Origin of the sequence: Companilactobacillus bobalius (genome assembly GCF_002179915.1) — a bacterium.
Taxonomy (GTDB): Bacteria; Bacillota; Bacilli; order Lactobacillales; family Lactobacillaceae; genus Companilactobacillus; species Companilactobacillus bobalius.
This window is the reverse complement of the sequence record NZ_MYFM01000004.1, coordinates 223,956-238,825: the sequence shown is the minus strand read 5'-3', so window position 1 is coordinate 238,825 and position 14,870 is coordinate 223,956. Positions and strand designations below refer to the sequence as shown.

The window sequence follows — 14,870 nt, the reverse complement described above, 5'->3', positions numbered from 1 at the left end:
AGAAAAAGTACTTGCTAATGACCTCAGGTAATAAGGTAAAAGTGATTATAGAAAGAGGTGAAAATCTATGTCAGAATATACAACTGGTGAATTGGCTAAAATAGCTTCAGTCTCTGTCCGGACACTACAATATTACGATAAAAAGGACTTACTAAAGCCTAGTAAAGTTGCTGAAAGTGGCCGCAGAATATATACCGATGTGGATTTGAGTAGATTAAAGTTAATTCTTTTATTGAAGAAGTTAGGTTTACCGTTAAAAGCAATTGCTGAAATTCTAAATAGTAAAAATTCAATTGTGGTTTTGAATTTACTTTTGGAGCAGCAGCAAAAAGCTATTAAAGATACTTTAAGAGATTCGCGTGAACAATTGAAAACAATCGAAGAGTTAAGAAAAAATTTACCTCAAATCGATCAGGTATCATTAAATACAATTGATGACATAGAAGATGTTATGAAAAACAAGAAAGAATTGCGTAAAGTTCATTTGAGAATGGTTCTATATGGGATTCCCTTTAATATTTTGGAATACGGTACTTTGGCTTGGGGAATCATTAAGGGTCAGTGGTGGCCATTTTTAATTGCGATTGTTCTTTTAATTATCTGTGCTACTTTGGTAACTAGATACTATTTTCAAAAGACTAATTATATTTGTCCTAACTGTGGAGCCGAATTTAAACCAAGTATAAAAGAAGCATTTTGGGCCAAACATAATATCAGAGCACGCAAATTAACTTGTCCAGTCTGCGGCAAGAAGGATTATTGTGTTGAAGTTTATGACGAAGGACAACTAAATAAATCCTGAATTCAAAAAATATTCACAAACTAGTCAACGTTATGTTATATAATTAATTTGTTAAGAGAGGAAGATTTTGATGGATACTGTGGCAGTAAAGAAAGAACAGAAAAAAGTTGAAATTTCTTCAGCGGAATGGCAAATTATGCGTATCGTGTGGACTTTGAAGCACGTGACTAGTACGGAAATTATCAATCTGATGCAACAAAAGCAGGATTGGTCTGACTCAACGATTAAAACGTTAATAACTAGATTAACTAAAAAAGAATTTCTTAGCCGTAAAAAAGAAAACGGTCGTTATATCTATTCGACAACTGTTTCCGAACAAGAGACGATGGATGAATACGCTAATAGTTTGTTCAATGATTTCTGTGCTCATAAGACGGGTTCAGTTTTAAATGAGTTGATCAACTCATTAGATATTAGTAAGAGCGATATTGAATTATTACAGAAAACGCTGGATAATAAAGTGAAAACAGCTCCAGAGAAGGTAAATTGTGATTGTTTACCTGATGGCTGTGAACATATGTGCTAAGGATGAGTTATAATTAAGTTCCTTGGCAGGGGCAAATGAAGCAGCCACTTTGGATACTTCATTGAGTCAAAAAAAGACGATACATTTCACGAATGTGATTTGTACCGTCTTTTTCTATAGATTCAATTCCATAATAAGATCTTTTTGTAATACACCATTTAATGAAAAATTACGACTAGTAGTTTTTTGAAAACCAAATTGTTTATAAAAATGAAGTACTGAATCATCATGTTCCCAAATACGACTCCAAATATGATGTTGACGAAGTTCTTTGGCCTTCTTTAATGTGAACTCTAATAATTGTTTTTCCAAACCAATATATTCAAAATCTTTGCGTAAATAGAATCTATCAATTTCTAAAGCTTCAGTCGCAAAATTGGGTTTAAGATAACCAGCTAATTTATGATTGTAGTAAATGAAATAAAACCTTGATCGAAGGTTAAGCATCTCTTTTGCTAGCTGACCATAATTATAATTTTTTAAAGTGTAATTGGAAAAATCCTTAGATGCTCTGAAATGGCGGAAACTATCATTGAAAGTTTCAACACTCAATTTTTGTAATTTAGGTAATTCTGCGTAATCAATTTCTTCAATATTTACCGGTAAAGTAACTAAGTTCATTATGAACACCTCTAATTATTTTCTAGCAACATATCTAAATGGGGGATGTTATCTTCCAAATAAACTGTGGAAATAGCTTTGAAGCCAAAGCTTTCATAAAATTTTTGCAAATAAGCTTGGGCTTGAATCTGAATTGGTTGGTTAGGGAATCTCTTTTTAATTTCATCGATTGTAGCCTGAACGATTTGACGACCAAGGCCATCTTTACGATATTCTTTGACTACAAGCACACGTCCAAAAGTTATGTGATCGCCTTTGTCGATAATTCTGGTGTAAGCCTTAAGCTTATTGTTTTCCATTAAACAAACATGCAAATCGTCAAAATCATCATCATCAACTTCCTGATAAGGACAATTTTGTTCAACGACAAAAACAGCTACTCGTTGCTTGAAGATTTCAATTAATTCATTTGGTTTCAATTCATTAGTATGTTTGACAATTATCATAAGCTCTCCCCTCAGAGGTTTAAATTAAATTTAGTATATATTTTTATTGTTGCAAATGCAACTATATTTCAACTAGACTTATTGAACTCATCATTGAATTAAGTGGCGCATTAATATACGATTAGAGAGTGTGAAACACTGTTTCACGAGTGGAGGTATTTAATGAAACCGGAAGAATTTTTTGAAGCTTTAGCCCAAAAGGGTATTGAATTGAGCAGTGTTCAAAAGGAACAATTTGCGACTTATTTTCATGAACTAGTTGAGACTAATAAGGTAATGAATTTAACTTCAATTACGGATGAAGACCAAGTCTACTTGAAACATTTTTATGATTCAATCGTACTCGGTTTTGTTGATGAAAAAATCTTAAATGAGGAATTAACATTGTGCGATGTTGGATCTGGTGCAGGGTTCCCATCATTGCCACTAAAAATTATCAATCCTAAATTAAAAATTACGATTGTTGATTCATTAAACAAACGAATTAAATTTTTGGAGGGATTAGTTAATAAACTCAATCTAACTGATGTCAGTTTGGTTCATGGTCGTGCCGAAGAGGTTGGTAAGAATCCTCAATTCCGTGAAAAATTTGATGTTGTGACAGCTCGAGCAGTGGCAGCCATGAATGTTTTGACAGAATTCTGTTTGCCATTGGTAAAAGTCGGTGGTCAATTCGTAGCTATGAAATCTGAAAAAGCCCCTGAAGAAGTTAAAAATGCACAATACGCTATTGAAACTTTGGGTGGAGCAATTAAACAACAAGAATCAGTTGAATTGCCAAATGATGCCGGTATTCGTAACTTTATCTTCGTTGAAAAAATTTCTAAGACACCTAAAAAGTATCCTCGAAAACCCGGTACTCCAACTAAAAAACCGCTCGTGAAATAATTCCAAACTATTAAATAATATTGTAAAAATGATAAGATTATATAGTTATGGCAAAAGCGCCAAAAAGTGATTACCATAGATAATATTTTGTGAAATTGTTGAGCAATTTCTAGAGATAGGGGAATAAAATGGCACGAAAAATATCTGTTGCAAATCAAAAAGGTGGTGTCGGAAAAACCACAACCACCATCAATTTGGGAGCATGTTTAACTGATCTGGGCCAAAAAGTATTAATAGTAGATACTGATCCTCAAGGAAATGCTACAAGTGGATTGGGAATCAAAAAGGCCAGTGTAGAAAAAGATGTTTATGACGTTTTAGTTAATGAATATCCACTCAAAAAGACCATTATCCATACCAAACATAAGAATCTCGATATCGTGCCAGCGACAATCCAATTAGCTGGTGCGGAAATGGAACTAACTTCGATGATGGCTCGTGAAACTCGTTTACGTGCTGGACTTGCAGAAGTGGATGCTGATTATGACATTATTTTGATTGATTGTCCGCCTTCATTGGGTCAATTATCAACCAATGCTTTTACAGCCAGTGATTCAATCATTATTCCTGTTCAAAGTGAATATTACGCTTTGGAAGGATTAAGTCAGTTATTGAATACAATTCGCTTAGTTCAAAAGCACTTTAATACAAACCTTGCTATTGAAGGTGTTCTGATCACTATGCTAGACGCTAGAACTAACTTGGGCGCTCAAGTTGTAGATGAAGTGAAATCATATTTCGGCGATTCGGTTTATAAATCAATCGTACCTAGAAATACGCGCTTAGCTGAAGCTCCAAGTTATGGACTACCAATCGTTGATTTCGACGACAAGTCAAGAGGTGCACAAGCTTATCGTGATCTTGCTAAGGAGGTGTTAAAGCGTAATGGCATCAAGCAAAAATAAAAAGGGTTTAGGAAGAGGAATTGACGCAATCTTCTCCGAATTCGAAGCAATCGATGAAAATAGTGAAACTGTAGTTGATCTATCAATCGATGACATTCGTCCTAATCCATATCAACCTAGAAAAACCTTCGATGAACATGCTTTAAATGAACTAGCTCGTTCAATCGAACAGAATGGTGTCTTTCAGCCTATCATCGTCCGTGAAAGTGTTAATGGTTTTGAAATTATCGCTGGTGAACGTCGTTTTAGAGCAAGTAAGATTGCTAAGAAAACTACTATTCCAGCAATTATTCGTCCTTTAAGCGAATCAGGTATGATGGAAATTGCAGTTTTGGAAAACTTACAGCGTGAAGATTTAACGCCATTAGAAGAAGCAGATGCGTATCAAACTTTGATAACAAAATTGAATTTGACACAAGAACAAGTTTCCCAAAGATTGGGCAAGAGTCGTCCTTATATCGCTAATTACTTACGTCTATTGAATTTACCTGATGCAACTAAGAAATTAGTACAAAACGGTAAATTATCAATGGGACAAGCTAGAACCTTGCTTAGTTTGAAAGATAAAGAACAGATTGATAAACTCGCTAAACGTGCTGTCGATGAAGATTTGACTGTTCGTCAATTGGAACAATTAGCTACCGAATCCAAACACGATAGTAAAAGAAAGAAACGAGTTGTTCAAAAATCACCATATATCAAAGCTACTGAAGAAAAATTGGTGGAAAGATTTGACACTCCTGTTGTTGTTAGAGAGAATCGGAGCGGTCATGGAAAACTGGAAATTGATTTCTCGAATACGGATGATTTGAACCGTATTTTAGACATATTAGGAATCCATTTAGATTAGAGGAATTGTATGTTTAAACTTGGAGATATTATCTTAATGAAAAAGCCCCATGCCTGTGGGGTTAACCGCTGGGAAGTAATCCGAATGGGTGCGGATATTAAAGTTAAGTGCTTAGGCTGTGGTCACATCGTTATGATTCCACGTGCTGAATTTAAAAAGAAATTCAAAAAAGTATTAACTCAAGCCGACCAGGTGAAAACGGAAAATGAGCAACATTATTTGACTAAAGATCAATTAATGCCACCTAATTTTATTAAAAGAAATGAGGAATAACTAATGGCTTTAACTGCCGGAATTGTAGGACTACCAAACGTTGGTAAGTCAACTTTATTTAACGCTATTACAAAGGCTGGTGCCGAAATGGCTAACTATCCTTTCGCAACAATCGACCCTAACGTGGGAATGGTTGAAGTACCAGATAAACGTCTATCAAGAATCGATTCTTTGATTCCTGCTAAAAAATTAATTCATACTACTTTTGAATTCACTGATATCGCTGGTATCGTTAAGGGTGCTAGTAAAGGTGAAGGACTTGGTAACAAGTTCTTGGAAAATATCAGACAAGTTGACGCTATCGTTCACGTCGTTCGTGCATTTGATGACGACGATATCACAAGTGTAACTGGTAAAGTTGATCCACTAGATGATATTGAAACAATTAATTTGGAATTAAGTATCGCTGATCTTGATAGTATCAACAAGCGTTACACAAGAGTTGAAAAAGCAGCTAAGAGTGCTAAAGATAAAGAAGCTCAAGCTGAATTCGCTGTTCTAGAAAAAATTAAGCCAGTACTTGAAAAAGGTGGAGCTGTTAGATCAATTGACTTCGATGAAGAAGAACAAAAGATTGTTAAGGGATTATTCCTATTAACATCAAAACCTGTTTTGTATGTTGCTAACATCGCTGAAGATGATATGGCTGACCCTGAAGGTTCAAAGTATTACAAGTTGATTGAAGACTATGCTAAGAAAGAAAATGCTCAAGTTATTGGTGTTTCAGCTAAGACAGAAGAAGAAATTGCTGAATTAGATGATGACGAAAGAAAAGAGTTCCTTGAAGCTGAAGGTGTTACAGAATCAGGACTTGATAAGTTGATCAGAGCTAGTTACAAGTTGTTAGGTCTTAGAACATTCTTTACTGCAGGTGGTAAGGAAACACGTGCTTGGACTTTCCATGAAGGAATGAAAGCACCACAAGTTGCCGGAATCATTCATTCTGATTTTGAACGTGGATTTATTCGTGCCGAAGTAATGGCCTTTAGTGATCTAGACGAACTAGGTAGTGAAAAGGCTGTTAAGGAAGCCGGAAAATTACGTGTTGAAGGTAAGGATTACGAAGTTCAAGATGGTGATATTATCGAATTTCGTTTCAATGTCTAATCCAGGGGGAGCAAAATGTCAGAGGATTTAAGAGAAAAGAATAAAAAGGCTGCTGAAAAGCAAAAAGTTGCTTCAGCTAAAAATGAGAAAAAAGAAGAAGTCACAAGCCAAATTTACAGTGCAGATACTGATGATTTGAGTAAAAAGTTAAGTAATAAAAATGCGGAATATGTTTTTAAACTTAACAAACGCTTGCTTGACGATGGTTTCAAAGAAGAAGAAGCCAAAGAAGTCATCGATGGAATGTTACCTGAAATGATTGATAATCAGATTAAAGGAATTCCTGCTAATCAACTTTATGGACCAGTTACTCAAAAGGCTAAAGAGATTGCTCATCCAGTTAAAAAGCCTAAGAAAACACCATTCTGGGGACTATGGATCGATACAGCTTTGTTATTCTTTGCTTTGTTTGGATTGTTATACGGAGTCGTTGCATTGACATCGAAGAAGACAGATCCTAATAATCAAACAGGTGTCTTAACATTGATCGTCTTGTCATTAATGTGGGGTGCATTGTTAACATGGTTCAACAACCAAATGAGAATGCCAAAATCAGAGAGACCTGGTTGGGGTAAAACAATTGGTTACTTGGCACTAGGTTTAGTACTGATGTTTGTCTTCTTAGGAGCAATGGCATTTGTACCAACAACAATTAATCCAACACTTAATGCAGTAGGTTACTTTGTAGCTGCAGTAGTAGCATATGGTATCCGTTTTGCTTTCCGTCGTTACATGGGAATCAAAGAAAAGACATTTTTCTAAAGAGAGTGGAACAAGGGCGTCCAGCTCCCGAGGATTAAGACTACTTTCTCAGCCGGTGGCGAAGCGCCGGCTGAGAAAGTTGACTTAACCGGAAGGAGTTGCCCTTGTGCAACTCGTTTCCACTATTCGGCAAAGAACAGTGGTTATTCTAAATAGAAGTTAAATAGAAATTCAAAATCAAAAAATCTCCCAATCCAAAAGGATTGAGAGATTTTTATTTAACTCGGAAAAACTGCACTAGACCATATAAACCATAACCACCAGCGGCAGCCTGCAGGATAGTCATCATCATACCGACTTTTTTGATGTTTAAGTTGTGATCAAAATGTAATTCATATTGAACGAATGCAATCACAGCAATTGAAAAAATGATAATCAAAATAAATTTTAAACGTTTTTTTAAATAATCCATAAAAACTCACTTTCACGGTCTAATTAGTAATCTAGTTCTATCTTATTGTATAATACTAACTAGTTGTATACTTGTAAATATATGTACGCTTGAGAGGTCTATTAAATGAAAATCTTAGTGGTTGATGATGATAAAGAGATTGTAGAACTACTTAGTATTTATATTAAAAATGAAGGTTATGAACCTGTGACAGCTAATTCTGGTCAAGAAGCTTTAGACCAATTAGCAGCTCATAGCGATATAGCGTTGATGGTTTTGGACATCATGATGCCTGGAATCGATGGTATTGAAGTCGTTAAACGAGTTCGTAAAAACTCACAAATTCCAATTATTATTGTTTCTGCCAAAACGACTGATATGGACAAAATTCAAGGTCTTATCACGGGTGCTGACGATTATGTAACGAAGCCTTTTAATCCATTAGAGATAATGGCACGAATTCGTTCGTTGTTACGTCGTAGTTCTCAACAAACAGCCAAGAATGTTCCAGATAAATTGGAAGTAGGACCAATTACTATCTATAAAGATTCACATGAAGTAGTAACTGATTCTAATCAAAAAGTGCAGTTGACGGCATTAGAATTTGGAGTGCTCTATTTACTAGCTAGCCATCCAAATCGTGTCTTTTCAGCGGATGAAATTTTTGAAAGAGTTTGGAAACAAGAGAGCGTCGTTTCGGCAAAAACCGTTATGGTTCATGTCAGTCATTTGCGCGACAAACTAGAAGAAGCAACTAATGGTGAAAAAGTTATTGAAACCGTTTGGGGCGTTGGCTACAAAGTGGAGGTTTGATTTTGAATAAAAGAATCAAACTGAATGTAAAAGAAAAAGGTGTCCTCCTTTTAGAAGGAATAGGCACCTTTCTTTTATTTCAGATTATCAATATAGTTTTAATAGGAGCTATCGGCAAAAGTGGATTTGTCGAAAATGTCAAAACTAATCTATCCAATCTTATCAGTGATAAACTTTGGATCTTAGTTTTGACCCTTTTGGTACAACTGATTTTGACCATTATGATGGCTTTGACTATGTATCATCGTCTCGAATTGCACCAAGTTCAACAGATTTTACAAAAGAGCGCTACAGCTAATTTACCGCAACCAATTGGGGTAAAAGTGAATCAGAATTTACAAGGAATCATTGATAATTATAATTTATTGATCTCGAACATGAATCGTCGTTCTAAAGAGCAGGAACAATCTGAGAAGAGTAAGGATGAGTTGATCAGTAATGTCAGTCACGATATTAGAACACCTTTGACCTCAGTTATTGGTTATTTAGGATTGATTGAGAGTAAGAATTATAACGATTTAGGACAAATCTTGAAGTATACCCACATTGCTTATAAGAAATCATTGGAGATGCAAAATTTAGTTAACTCGTTGTTTGAATTTGCCAACGTGCAACATGCAACGAGTCGTCTCAATATGACTCAATTTGATATGGCACAGATGCTAGATCAATTATCAGCTGATTTTGAATTGGAAGCTAACAAACGTGGGATGGAAATAATCGTCAATTCACATCCAGATAAGATTATGATGAAAGGCGATACCGAAAAATTGGGTCGTGTTTTCAATAATCTCATCATGAATGCCTTTAAATACGGTAAAGGAGCCACTCATATTTGGTTAACGGCCGAACAAAAGAATAATGAAGTCGTTGTAACGGTGGCTAATAATGGTCCGGCTATTCCTGAGGAATCTGTAAAACATGTCTTTGACCGATTCTATCGAGTTGAAGATTCACGATCAAAGAAGACTGGGGGAACCGGTCTAGGACTAGCGATTGCCCAGAGCATGGTGAAATTACACGGTGGAACAATAGCAGTTACATCTAACAAGGAAAAGACATCATTTATCAGTCATTTTCCAATTACTCAATAAAGATTGATTTGCGAGGTTTAATAATGAAAAAGTTCTTTAAAAAATTAGCATTGATAATGTCGTTAGTGATTTTGACATTACCTTTGTTTGCATCAACTGTTCAGGCTGATTCGCAACCCAGTCTGGATTTGAATGCGGCGGCTGGACTGGCTTTTGATGAAAATAGTGGCCAAGTTATTTACAGCAAGAATGCAAATCAAAAAGTTGCTATTGGTTCAATTACCAAAATAATTACTCTCTATTTGGTAACTAAGGCCTTAAAAGAAGGTCAAATTACTGAACAAGATACACTGCAACCAACTCAAGCACAGGCTGATATGACTAAGGATAATGAATTAACCAATGTTAAATTGGATGTTGGTCGTTCTTATACTGTTAAGCAATTGTATCAAGCAGCGTGGATCGTTTCGTCTAACTCAGCAGCGATGATGTTGGCGGATAAAGTGGCTGGCAGTCAGCAAGCCTTTGTCAAAATGATGAGAAAGACTTTGAAAAATTGGGGTATCAAGGATGCTGAAATAAATAATGTTTCAGGATTGAATAACTCTGATTTGGATTCTAGCATGTATCTCGGTAGTGCTGATGGAGAAAATAAACTGTCAACCAATGATATTGGTGTGATCGTCAAACATGTTTTGGACCAGTATCCAGAAATTTTGCAAACAACCTCAATGGCTAAATTGGATTTTCCTGCCGATAATGAAACTAAAACTTATAATTCTTTGAATCTATTATTAAAAGGACAACGTGATTATCAAGCAGGTTATGAGTTTGATGGTTTAAAGACTGGTACAACTAAGCAAGCTGGTGAGTCTTTTGTAGGAACGTTACCTATGAATGGGACTCGTATTGTCACAATCGTGATGAATGCTCAGGGTGAAAGTAATGATGTCGATAAGAGATTCCGTAGTGCACAGAAATTAGCTCGCTATGTGAAAGATAATTTTGAATACAAAGAAACCTTGAAAAAGGGCTCAGAAGTTACTATTAACAAAAAAAAGTATGAAATTAATCAATCTAGTTATATTTGGGTACCAAAGAATTTTAATGTTGAAAATTTAAGCTATAATGAAAGTAGTAACGACTTAGGTTTTACTGCGAAACGCAACAAGCAAACGGTAAAATTAATTGCTGCTAATACTGCTAGTGGTTATCTTCCGTTTAAAAAGGCAGATGTTAAAAAAATAATACACAAGAAGACTAGCCAGAAGTCTTGGTGGGATCAGATCGTTGAATTTTTTAATCATCTATGGAAACGTCTATTTTAGGAGCAGGTGAAAGAATGAGTTTGAAAGTAAGTAAAGCTATTGAGATTTTGAAAAGTCATGACTTGCTAGTTTCTGATTCAGTAAGCGATGAAAATCTCGAAGTAACAAATATTAGTTACAATTCTAGAGAAGACCAAGCCAATGGAATTTTCTTCTGCAAGGGAAATCAATTCAAAGCAGAATATTTAGACCAAGCAATTAAGAATGGTGCCAAGATCTATGTTGCTGAAAAGGAATATAGTACTGATATTGATCGTTTAATCGTTAAGGATGCATCAAAGGCTTTGGCATTATTGAGTGCCGAATTTTATGGTAATCCGCAAAATGATTTGTTTATCGTAGCCTTCACAGGTACTAAAGGTAAAACGACAACTTCATACTTCACATATGACATTTTGAACAGTGCTTATCCTAAGAAAGTTGCATTGTTCTCAACTGTTGATAGAATCGTCGGACCAAATCCAAGTGATGAATTCAAATCAGATTTAACAACTCCCGAATCAATGGAATTATTCCATGATATGAGAAGGGCTGTTGATAATGGAATGAAGTACTTGGTTATGGAAGTGTCTTCACAGGCCTACAAGAAGAACCGTGTCTATGGTTTGAAATTTGATATTGGTGGTTTCTTGAATATCACTCCAGATCATATCGGACCTAATGAACATCCAACTTATGCTGATTATTTGAATTGTAAGAAGCAATTGATGATCAACTCCAAAGTAAATATCATTAATCGTCAAACAAACGACTATGATACAGTTTTAGCCGCAGCCAAAGAGACAAGTGATGACAAAGATATTTACAAATTTGCTAAAGATGAAGTCGGTGACACTGACTTTAGTATTCGCAACAAAGAATCCAATTTAAATGATTCCGTCTTTACCTATACAGCCGAAAGTGACAAAGCTGAAGATTTACAAGACCACGGTGAATATACTTATGAATTAGGTCTTGTTGGTGACTTCAACGAGTTAAATGCTGGTGCTGCTATTACAGCGGCTAAAATTATGGGTATTGATAACGAGGTGATCGCTGAAAGTTTAAAAAAAGCGTTCGTCCCGGGGAGAATGGAACACATTAATACCAAGAACCACGGGACAATCTTTGTAGATTACGCCCACAACTATGCTAGTATGAACGCTCTATTGAGTTTCATTAAGCGTGAATATCCTGAATCAAAAGTTAAAGTTGTAGTTGGTAGCCCTGGTGACAAAGGGGTTTCTAGACGTGCAGGCTTTGCTAGAGTCCTAACGGAACTAGCTGATTCAGCGATTTTGACAACAGACGATCCTGGATTTGAAGATCCAGCTAAAATTTGTAAGGAAATCGATGATCAAATTGACCACGAAAAAGTTCAAGTTAAGACGGTAATCGATCGTCAAGAAGCTATTCGTGAAATGATTACCTCAAGTGGAGATGGAGATATTATCGTTCTTGCCGGAAAAGGTAATGATCCATATCAAAAGACTAAGGGTGTCGATGTACCTTATCCAAGTGATCCAGTTGTAGCTAAGAAAATTTTGAAGGATATCGAAGGTTAGAAACATGAAGAAATTCTTTACAGTAATTGGCGGTATGGGTAGCCTTGCCACTGAAAGCTATATACATTTGTTAAATGAGAGGACACCTAGTAATAAGGATCAAGATTATCTAGATTATATTTTGGTCAATCATTCAAGTGTGCCTGATAGAACTGCACATATTTTAGATCACAGTAAACCCAGCTTTTTACCTCCATTGACAGAAGATATTAAACAACAAAGTTTATTGAAACCTGAATTTATGGTAATTATTTGTAATACAGCTCATTATTACTATAAAGAATTACAAGCAGCAACTGATATTCCACTAATTCACATGCCACATATGGCTATTAGTGTAATGAAGAATAAATATCCTAAAGCTAAGCGAATCGGTTTGATTGCTACTAAAGGAACAATTGCTGATCACGTCTATGAAGACGAAATTAAGAATGCCGGTTTTGAATTAAGCCTTGGTGATCAAGCAGTGCAAGATGAAGTTGAAAGCTTGATTTATGATGACATCAAAATTAAGGGTAAGATGAATGCTCCAAAGTATCACAAAATCTTACAAACAATGCATGATAAATTTGATTGCGATGTTATTGTCCTGGGATGTACTGAGTTATCGTATGCTCAAGAAAAAGCCCCAGATCATCCTTATCAAGTTATTGATGGACAAGGAATTATTGTTGATAAATCAATCGAACTTGGCCAAAAAATTCGTAATGGCGAAAAAATTGATTATACGAAAATTTATGGATAAAGAGAGCGGAATAAGCCCGGTTAGAATCTGACTTATGTAGCTCGTTTCCACTATATTGCATAGAACATTGGTTATTTACCGTAAAATAATAGCCACAATAATCAAAAACAGATTATTGTGGCTATTTTTCTGTCTAATTCTTACGGTTCGGTAATGTTTCTCGTGGAACATTGCAATAAAATACGTCATTCCTATATAATAACAAGTACAAGGAGGTACTTTTATACTATGTTTAAGAGATTATCGCTTTTTACAGTGATTTTGTCAGGGGTTTTATTAGCAGGTTGCAGTAGTCAACAAGCTACAAGTACAAAGTCAAATACTAGATCTGAACAAACAGAAAAGAGTACTAAGAAGTCAACTCCAGAGAAATCTGAGAAGTCTGACCAATCAAGTTCTACTTCGTCTTCATCAAATGATGATAACCAAGCAACTAATGATGATAATAACAGTGACAGTAATAGTAACAACAATAATACTGACACAACAAATAAGAACAATGATTCTACACAAACAAATCAAAGTTCAACAAAATCTGATAATAATAGCAACAGTACTGACACAAATAATAACCAATCATCACAAAATCAGAATACAGCACAATCATCACAAACAGGGGTTAATATTACGACAGCAGATCAAGCCACTTCTTTCTTAGCTGATAAGTTAAGCACAACGTATGATAAAGCTAATACACAATATGTTGCGAATGGTAAAGTTACTTGGAATAATGTTAATGGTTATCAAATAAATATTTATAGCAAGAATTCAGACTCTCCAGTTGGCAGTTACTTAGTACCAGCTAATGGTCAATATTTCCAAATTTGGTAATCTGAAATCACTTGCCTTTATAATAAGAATTAGTTATATTTTTCAGAGGTCGGGTCAAAACTATGTTTTGTTCAGGCCTCTGTTTTAGTTTGGCAATTATTTGAATAGAGGGAAAGAATGCGAAAAAGAAATTTTATTTTACTAGCTTTGTTTTCGCTATTGATAGTATTAGGGGGCTGTAGTCGTCGTGATACGTCACAAAAAATCATAACGACAACAGTTAATACTTATAAGGAACCGATACAGAGTGTTGTCGGTGATAAGTATCAAGTTGAATCAATAATTAAATCCGTCAATGTCGACCCACACAGCTTTTCAGCTTCAAGCAACAACGCTAAACAAGTTGCTGATTCACGATTGATTGTCGCTAATGGTTTGGGGTACGATGATTGGGTTGAAAAAATTGTGGCTGCTAATAGCCAAGAAAATAATATGATCGATTTTTCTCGAGATGTCTTGAAAAAGAAAGATGGCGATAATGAGCATGTTTGGTTTGGAGTTAAGAATGTCCAAGAACTCAGTCGAGCAGTTTATAAGCATATGGCCAAAGTCGACCCGAAAAATCGTGCGTACTATCAAGCTAATTTTAAGGAATATTATTTAAAATTGAATCGTTTAATCCAAAGAGAAAAAGCATTGAAGAAATATACGGCTGGTAAAAAGGCTTATGTAACTGAACCACTACCTTACTATCTCTTGAAAGATCTAGACGTGACAATTGCTAATCAACATTTTGCTAAAGCCATCGAAGAAGACACTGATCCGTCTATTAAAGATGTGAAAAATATGGAGATTGGTTTGAATAATCATAAAGTTAGTTTCTTAGTCGTTAATAAGCAAGTAACCAGTGGAATTATTACTAAGATGACCACTTTAGCAAAGAAACATCATGTGCCAATTATTTATTTCACGGAAACATTACCAAGTGATTTGGGATATTATAGTTGGATGGATCAAAATATTAGTCAGATTGAAAGGATAGTGAAGGAATAATCGTTATTAAG

The 14,870-nt window shown here is 35.2% G+C and carries 18 protein-coding genes; 15 read left to right on the top strand and 3 right to left on the bottom strand.

Annotated features, from left to right (window positions below; genetic code table 11):
- The first annotated feature begins 67 nt into the window (after window positions 1–67).
- Window positions 68–802, top strand: a complete 735-nt coding sequence (locus tag LKACC16343_RS07770; protein ID WP_056955068.1) for a MerR family transcriptional regulator — start codon at window positions 68–70, stop codon at window positions 800–802.
- A 70-nt stretch (window positions 803–872) separates the two neighbouring features.
- Window positions 873–1,328, top strand: coding sequence for a CopY/TcrY family copper transport repressor (locus LKACC16343_RS07765; protein WP_056955066.1), 456 nt, complete (start codon window positions 873–875; stop codon window positions 1,326–1,328).
- Window positions 1,329–1,442: 114 nt separating this feature from the next.
- On the opposite strand, the gene LKACC16343_RS07760 is transcribed toward LKACC16343_RS07765, so the two are convergent.
- Complete coding sequence (locus tag LKACC16343_RS07760) at window positions 1,443–1,949, bottom strand: GNAT family N-acetyltransferase (protein WP_056955064.1); 507 nt, start codon at window positions 1,947–1,949, stop codon at window positions 1,443–1,445.
- 11 nt (window positions 1,950–1,960) lie between these two features.
- Complete coding sequence (locus LKACC16343_RS07755; RefSeq protein ID WP_056955062.1) at window positions 1,961–2,395, bottom strand: GNAT family N-acetyltransferase; 435 nt, start codon at window positions 2,393–2,395, stop codon at window positions 1,961–1,963.
- Window positions 2,396–2,557: 162 nt separating this feature from the next.
- Here LKACC16343_RS07755 and rsmG point away from each other — a divergent pair, with 162 nt between their 5' ends.
- The 6 genes from rsmG to LKACC16343_RS07725 all read left to right on the top strand — a co-directional run bounded on the left by rsmG (window position 2,558) and on the right by LKACC16343_RS07725 (window position 7,180).
- Window positions 2,558–3,283 (top strand): 16S rRNA (guanine(527)-N(7))-methyltransferase RsmG, encoded by a 726-nt coding sequence (gene rsmG, locus LKACC16343_RS07750; protein ID WP_056955060.1) that lies wholly within the window; start codon window positions 2,558–2,560, stop codon window positions 3,281–3,283.
- 128 nt (window positions 3,284–3,411) lie between these two features.
- A complete protein-coding gene (locus LKACC16343_RS07745) occupies window positions 3,412–4,188 on the top strand; it encodes a ParA family protein (protein ID WP_056955058.1) in 777 nt (258 codons plus the stop codon).
- Window positions 4,169–5,038, top strand: a complete 870-nt coding sequence (locus LKACC16343_RS07740) for a ParB/RepB/Spo0J family partition protein (RefSeq protein WP_054642704.1) — start codon at window positions 4,169–4,171, stop codon at window positions 5,036–5,038. The genes LKACC16343_RS07745 and LKACC16343_RS07740 overlap by 20 nt, the downstream gene beginning before the upstream one ends.
- Before the next feature lie 9 nt (window positions 5,039–5,047).
- Window positions 5,048–5,311, top strand: a complete 264-nt coding sequence (locus LKACC16343_RS07735) for a DUF951 domain-containing protein (protein WP_056955057.1) — start codon at window positions 5,048–5,050, stop codon at window positions 5,309–5,311.
- Between the two features lie 3 nt (window positions 5,312–5,314).
- On the top strand, window positions 5,315–6,418 hold the full coding sequence (gene ychF, locus LKACC16343_RS07730) for a redox-regulated ATPase YchF (RefSeq protein ID WP_054642703.1): 1,104 nt from the start codon (window positions 5,315–5,317) through the stop codon (window positions 6,416–6,418).
- Between the two features lie 15 nt (window positions 6,419–6,433).
- Window positions 6,434–7,180, top strand: coding sequence for a DUF1129 family protein (locus tag LKACC16343_RS07725; RefSeq protein ID WP_056955055.1), 747 nt, complete (start codon window positions 6,434–6,436; stop codon window positions 7,178–7,180).
- 214 nt (window positions 7,181–7,394) lie between these two features.
- On the opposite strand, the gene LKACC16343_RS07720 is transcribed toward LKACC16343_RS07725, so the two are convergent.
- Entirely contained in the window at window positions 7,395–7,592 is a 198-nt protein-coding gene (locus LKACC16343_RS07720) for a hypothetical protein (protein ID WP_056955053.1), read from the bottom strand.
- 105 nt (window positions 7,593–7,697) lie between these two features.
- Here LKACC16343_RS07720 and LKACC16343_RS07715 point away from each other — a divergent pair, with 105 nt between their 5' ends.
- The 7 genes from LKACC16343_RS07715 (at window position 7,698) to LKACC16343_RS07685 (ending at window position 14,859) form a co-directional block, all read left to right on the top strand.
- Window positions 7,698–8,384: a response regulator transcription factor gene (locus LKACC16343_RS07715; RefSeq protein ID WP_056955051.1), complete on the top strand. Its 687-nt coding sequence runs from the start codon at window positions 7,698–7,700 to the stop codon at window positions 8,382–8,384.
- A gap of 2 nt (window positions 8,385–8,386) precedes the next feature.
- Window positions 8,387–9,478: a sensor histidine kinase gene (locus LKACC16343_RS07710; protein WP_082604614.1), complete on the top strand. Its 1,092-nt coding sequence runs from the start codon at window positions 8,387–8,389 to the stop codon at window positions 9,476–9,478.
- Window positions 9,479–9,501: 23 nt separating this feature from the next.
- The gene (locus LKACC16343_RS07705; RefSeq protein ID WP_056955047.1) at window positions 9,502–10,746 is read left to right on the top strand and encodes a D-alanyl-D-alanine carboxypeptidase family protein; all 1,245 of its coding nucleotides are present in this window, start codon (window positions 9,502–9,504) and stop codon (window positions 10,744–10,746) included.
- Between the two features lie 14 nt (window positions 10,747–10,760).
- Window positions 10,761–12,290, top strand: coding sequence for a UDP-N-acetylmuramoyl-L-alanyl-D-glutamate--2,6-diaminopimelate ligase (locus tag LKACC16343_RS07700; RefSeq protein ID WP_056955202.1), 1,530 nt, complete (start codon window positions 10,761–10,763; stop codon window positions 12,288–12,290).
- A 4-nt stretch (window positions 12,291–12,294) separates the two neighbouring features.
- Window positions 12,295–13,035, top strand: coding sequence for an aspartate/glutamate racemase family protein (locus tag LKACC16343_RS07695; protein WP_056955045.1), 741 nt, complete (start codon window positions 12,295–12,297; stop codon window positions 13,033–13,035).
- Between the two features lie 228 nt (window positions 13,036–13,263).
- On the top strand, window positions 13,264–13,866 hold the full coding sequence (locus LKACC16343_RS07690) for a hypothetical protein (protein ID WP_056955043.1): 603 nt from the start codon (window positions 13,264–13,266) through the stop codon (window positions 13,864–13,866).
- Window positions 13,867–13,983: 117 nt separating this feature from the next.
- Window positions 13,984–14,859, top strand: coding sequence for a metal ABC transporter solute-binding protein, Zn/Mn family (locus LKACC16343_RS07685; protein ID WP_056955041.1), 876 nt, complete (start codon window positions 13,984–13,986; stop codon window positions 14,857–14,859).
- Window positions 14,860–14,870: the final 11 nt, after the last annotated feature.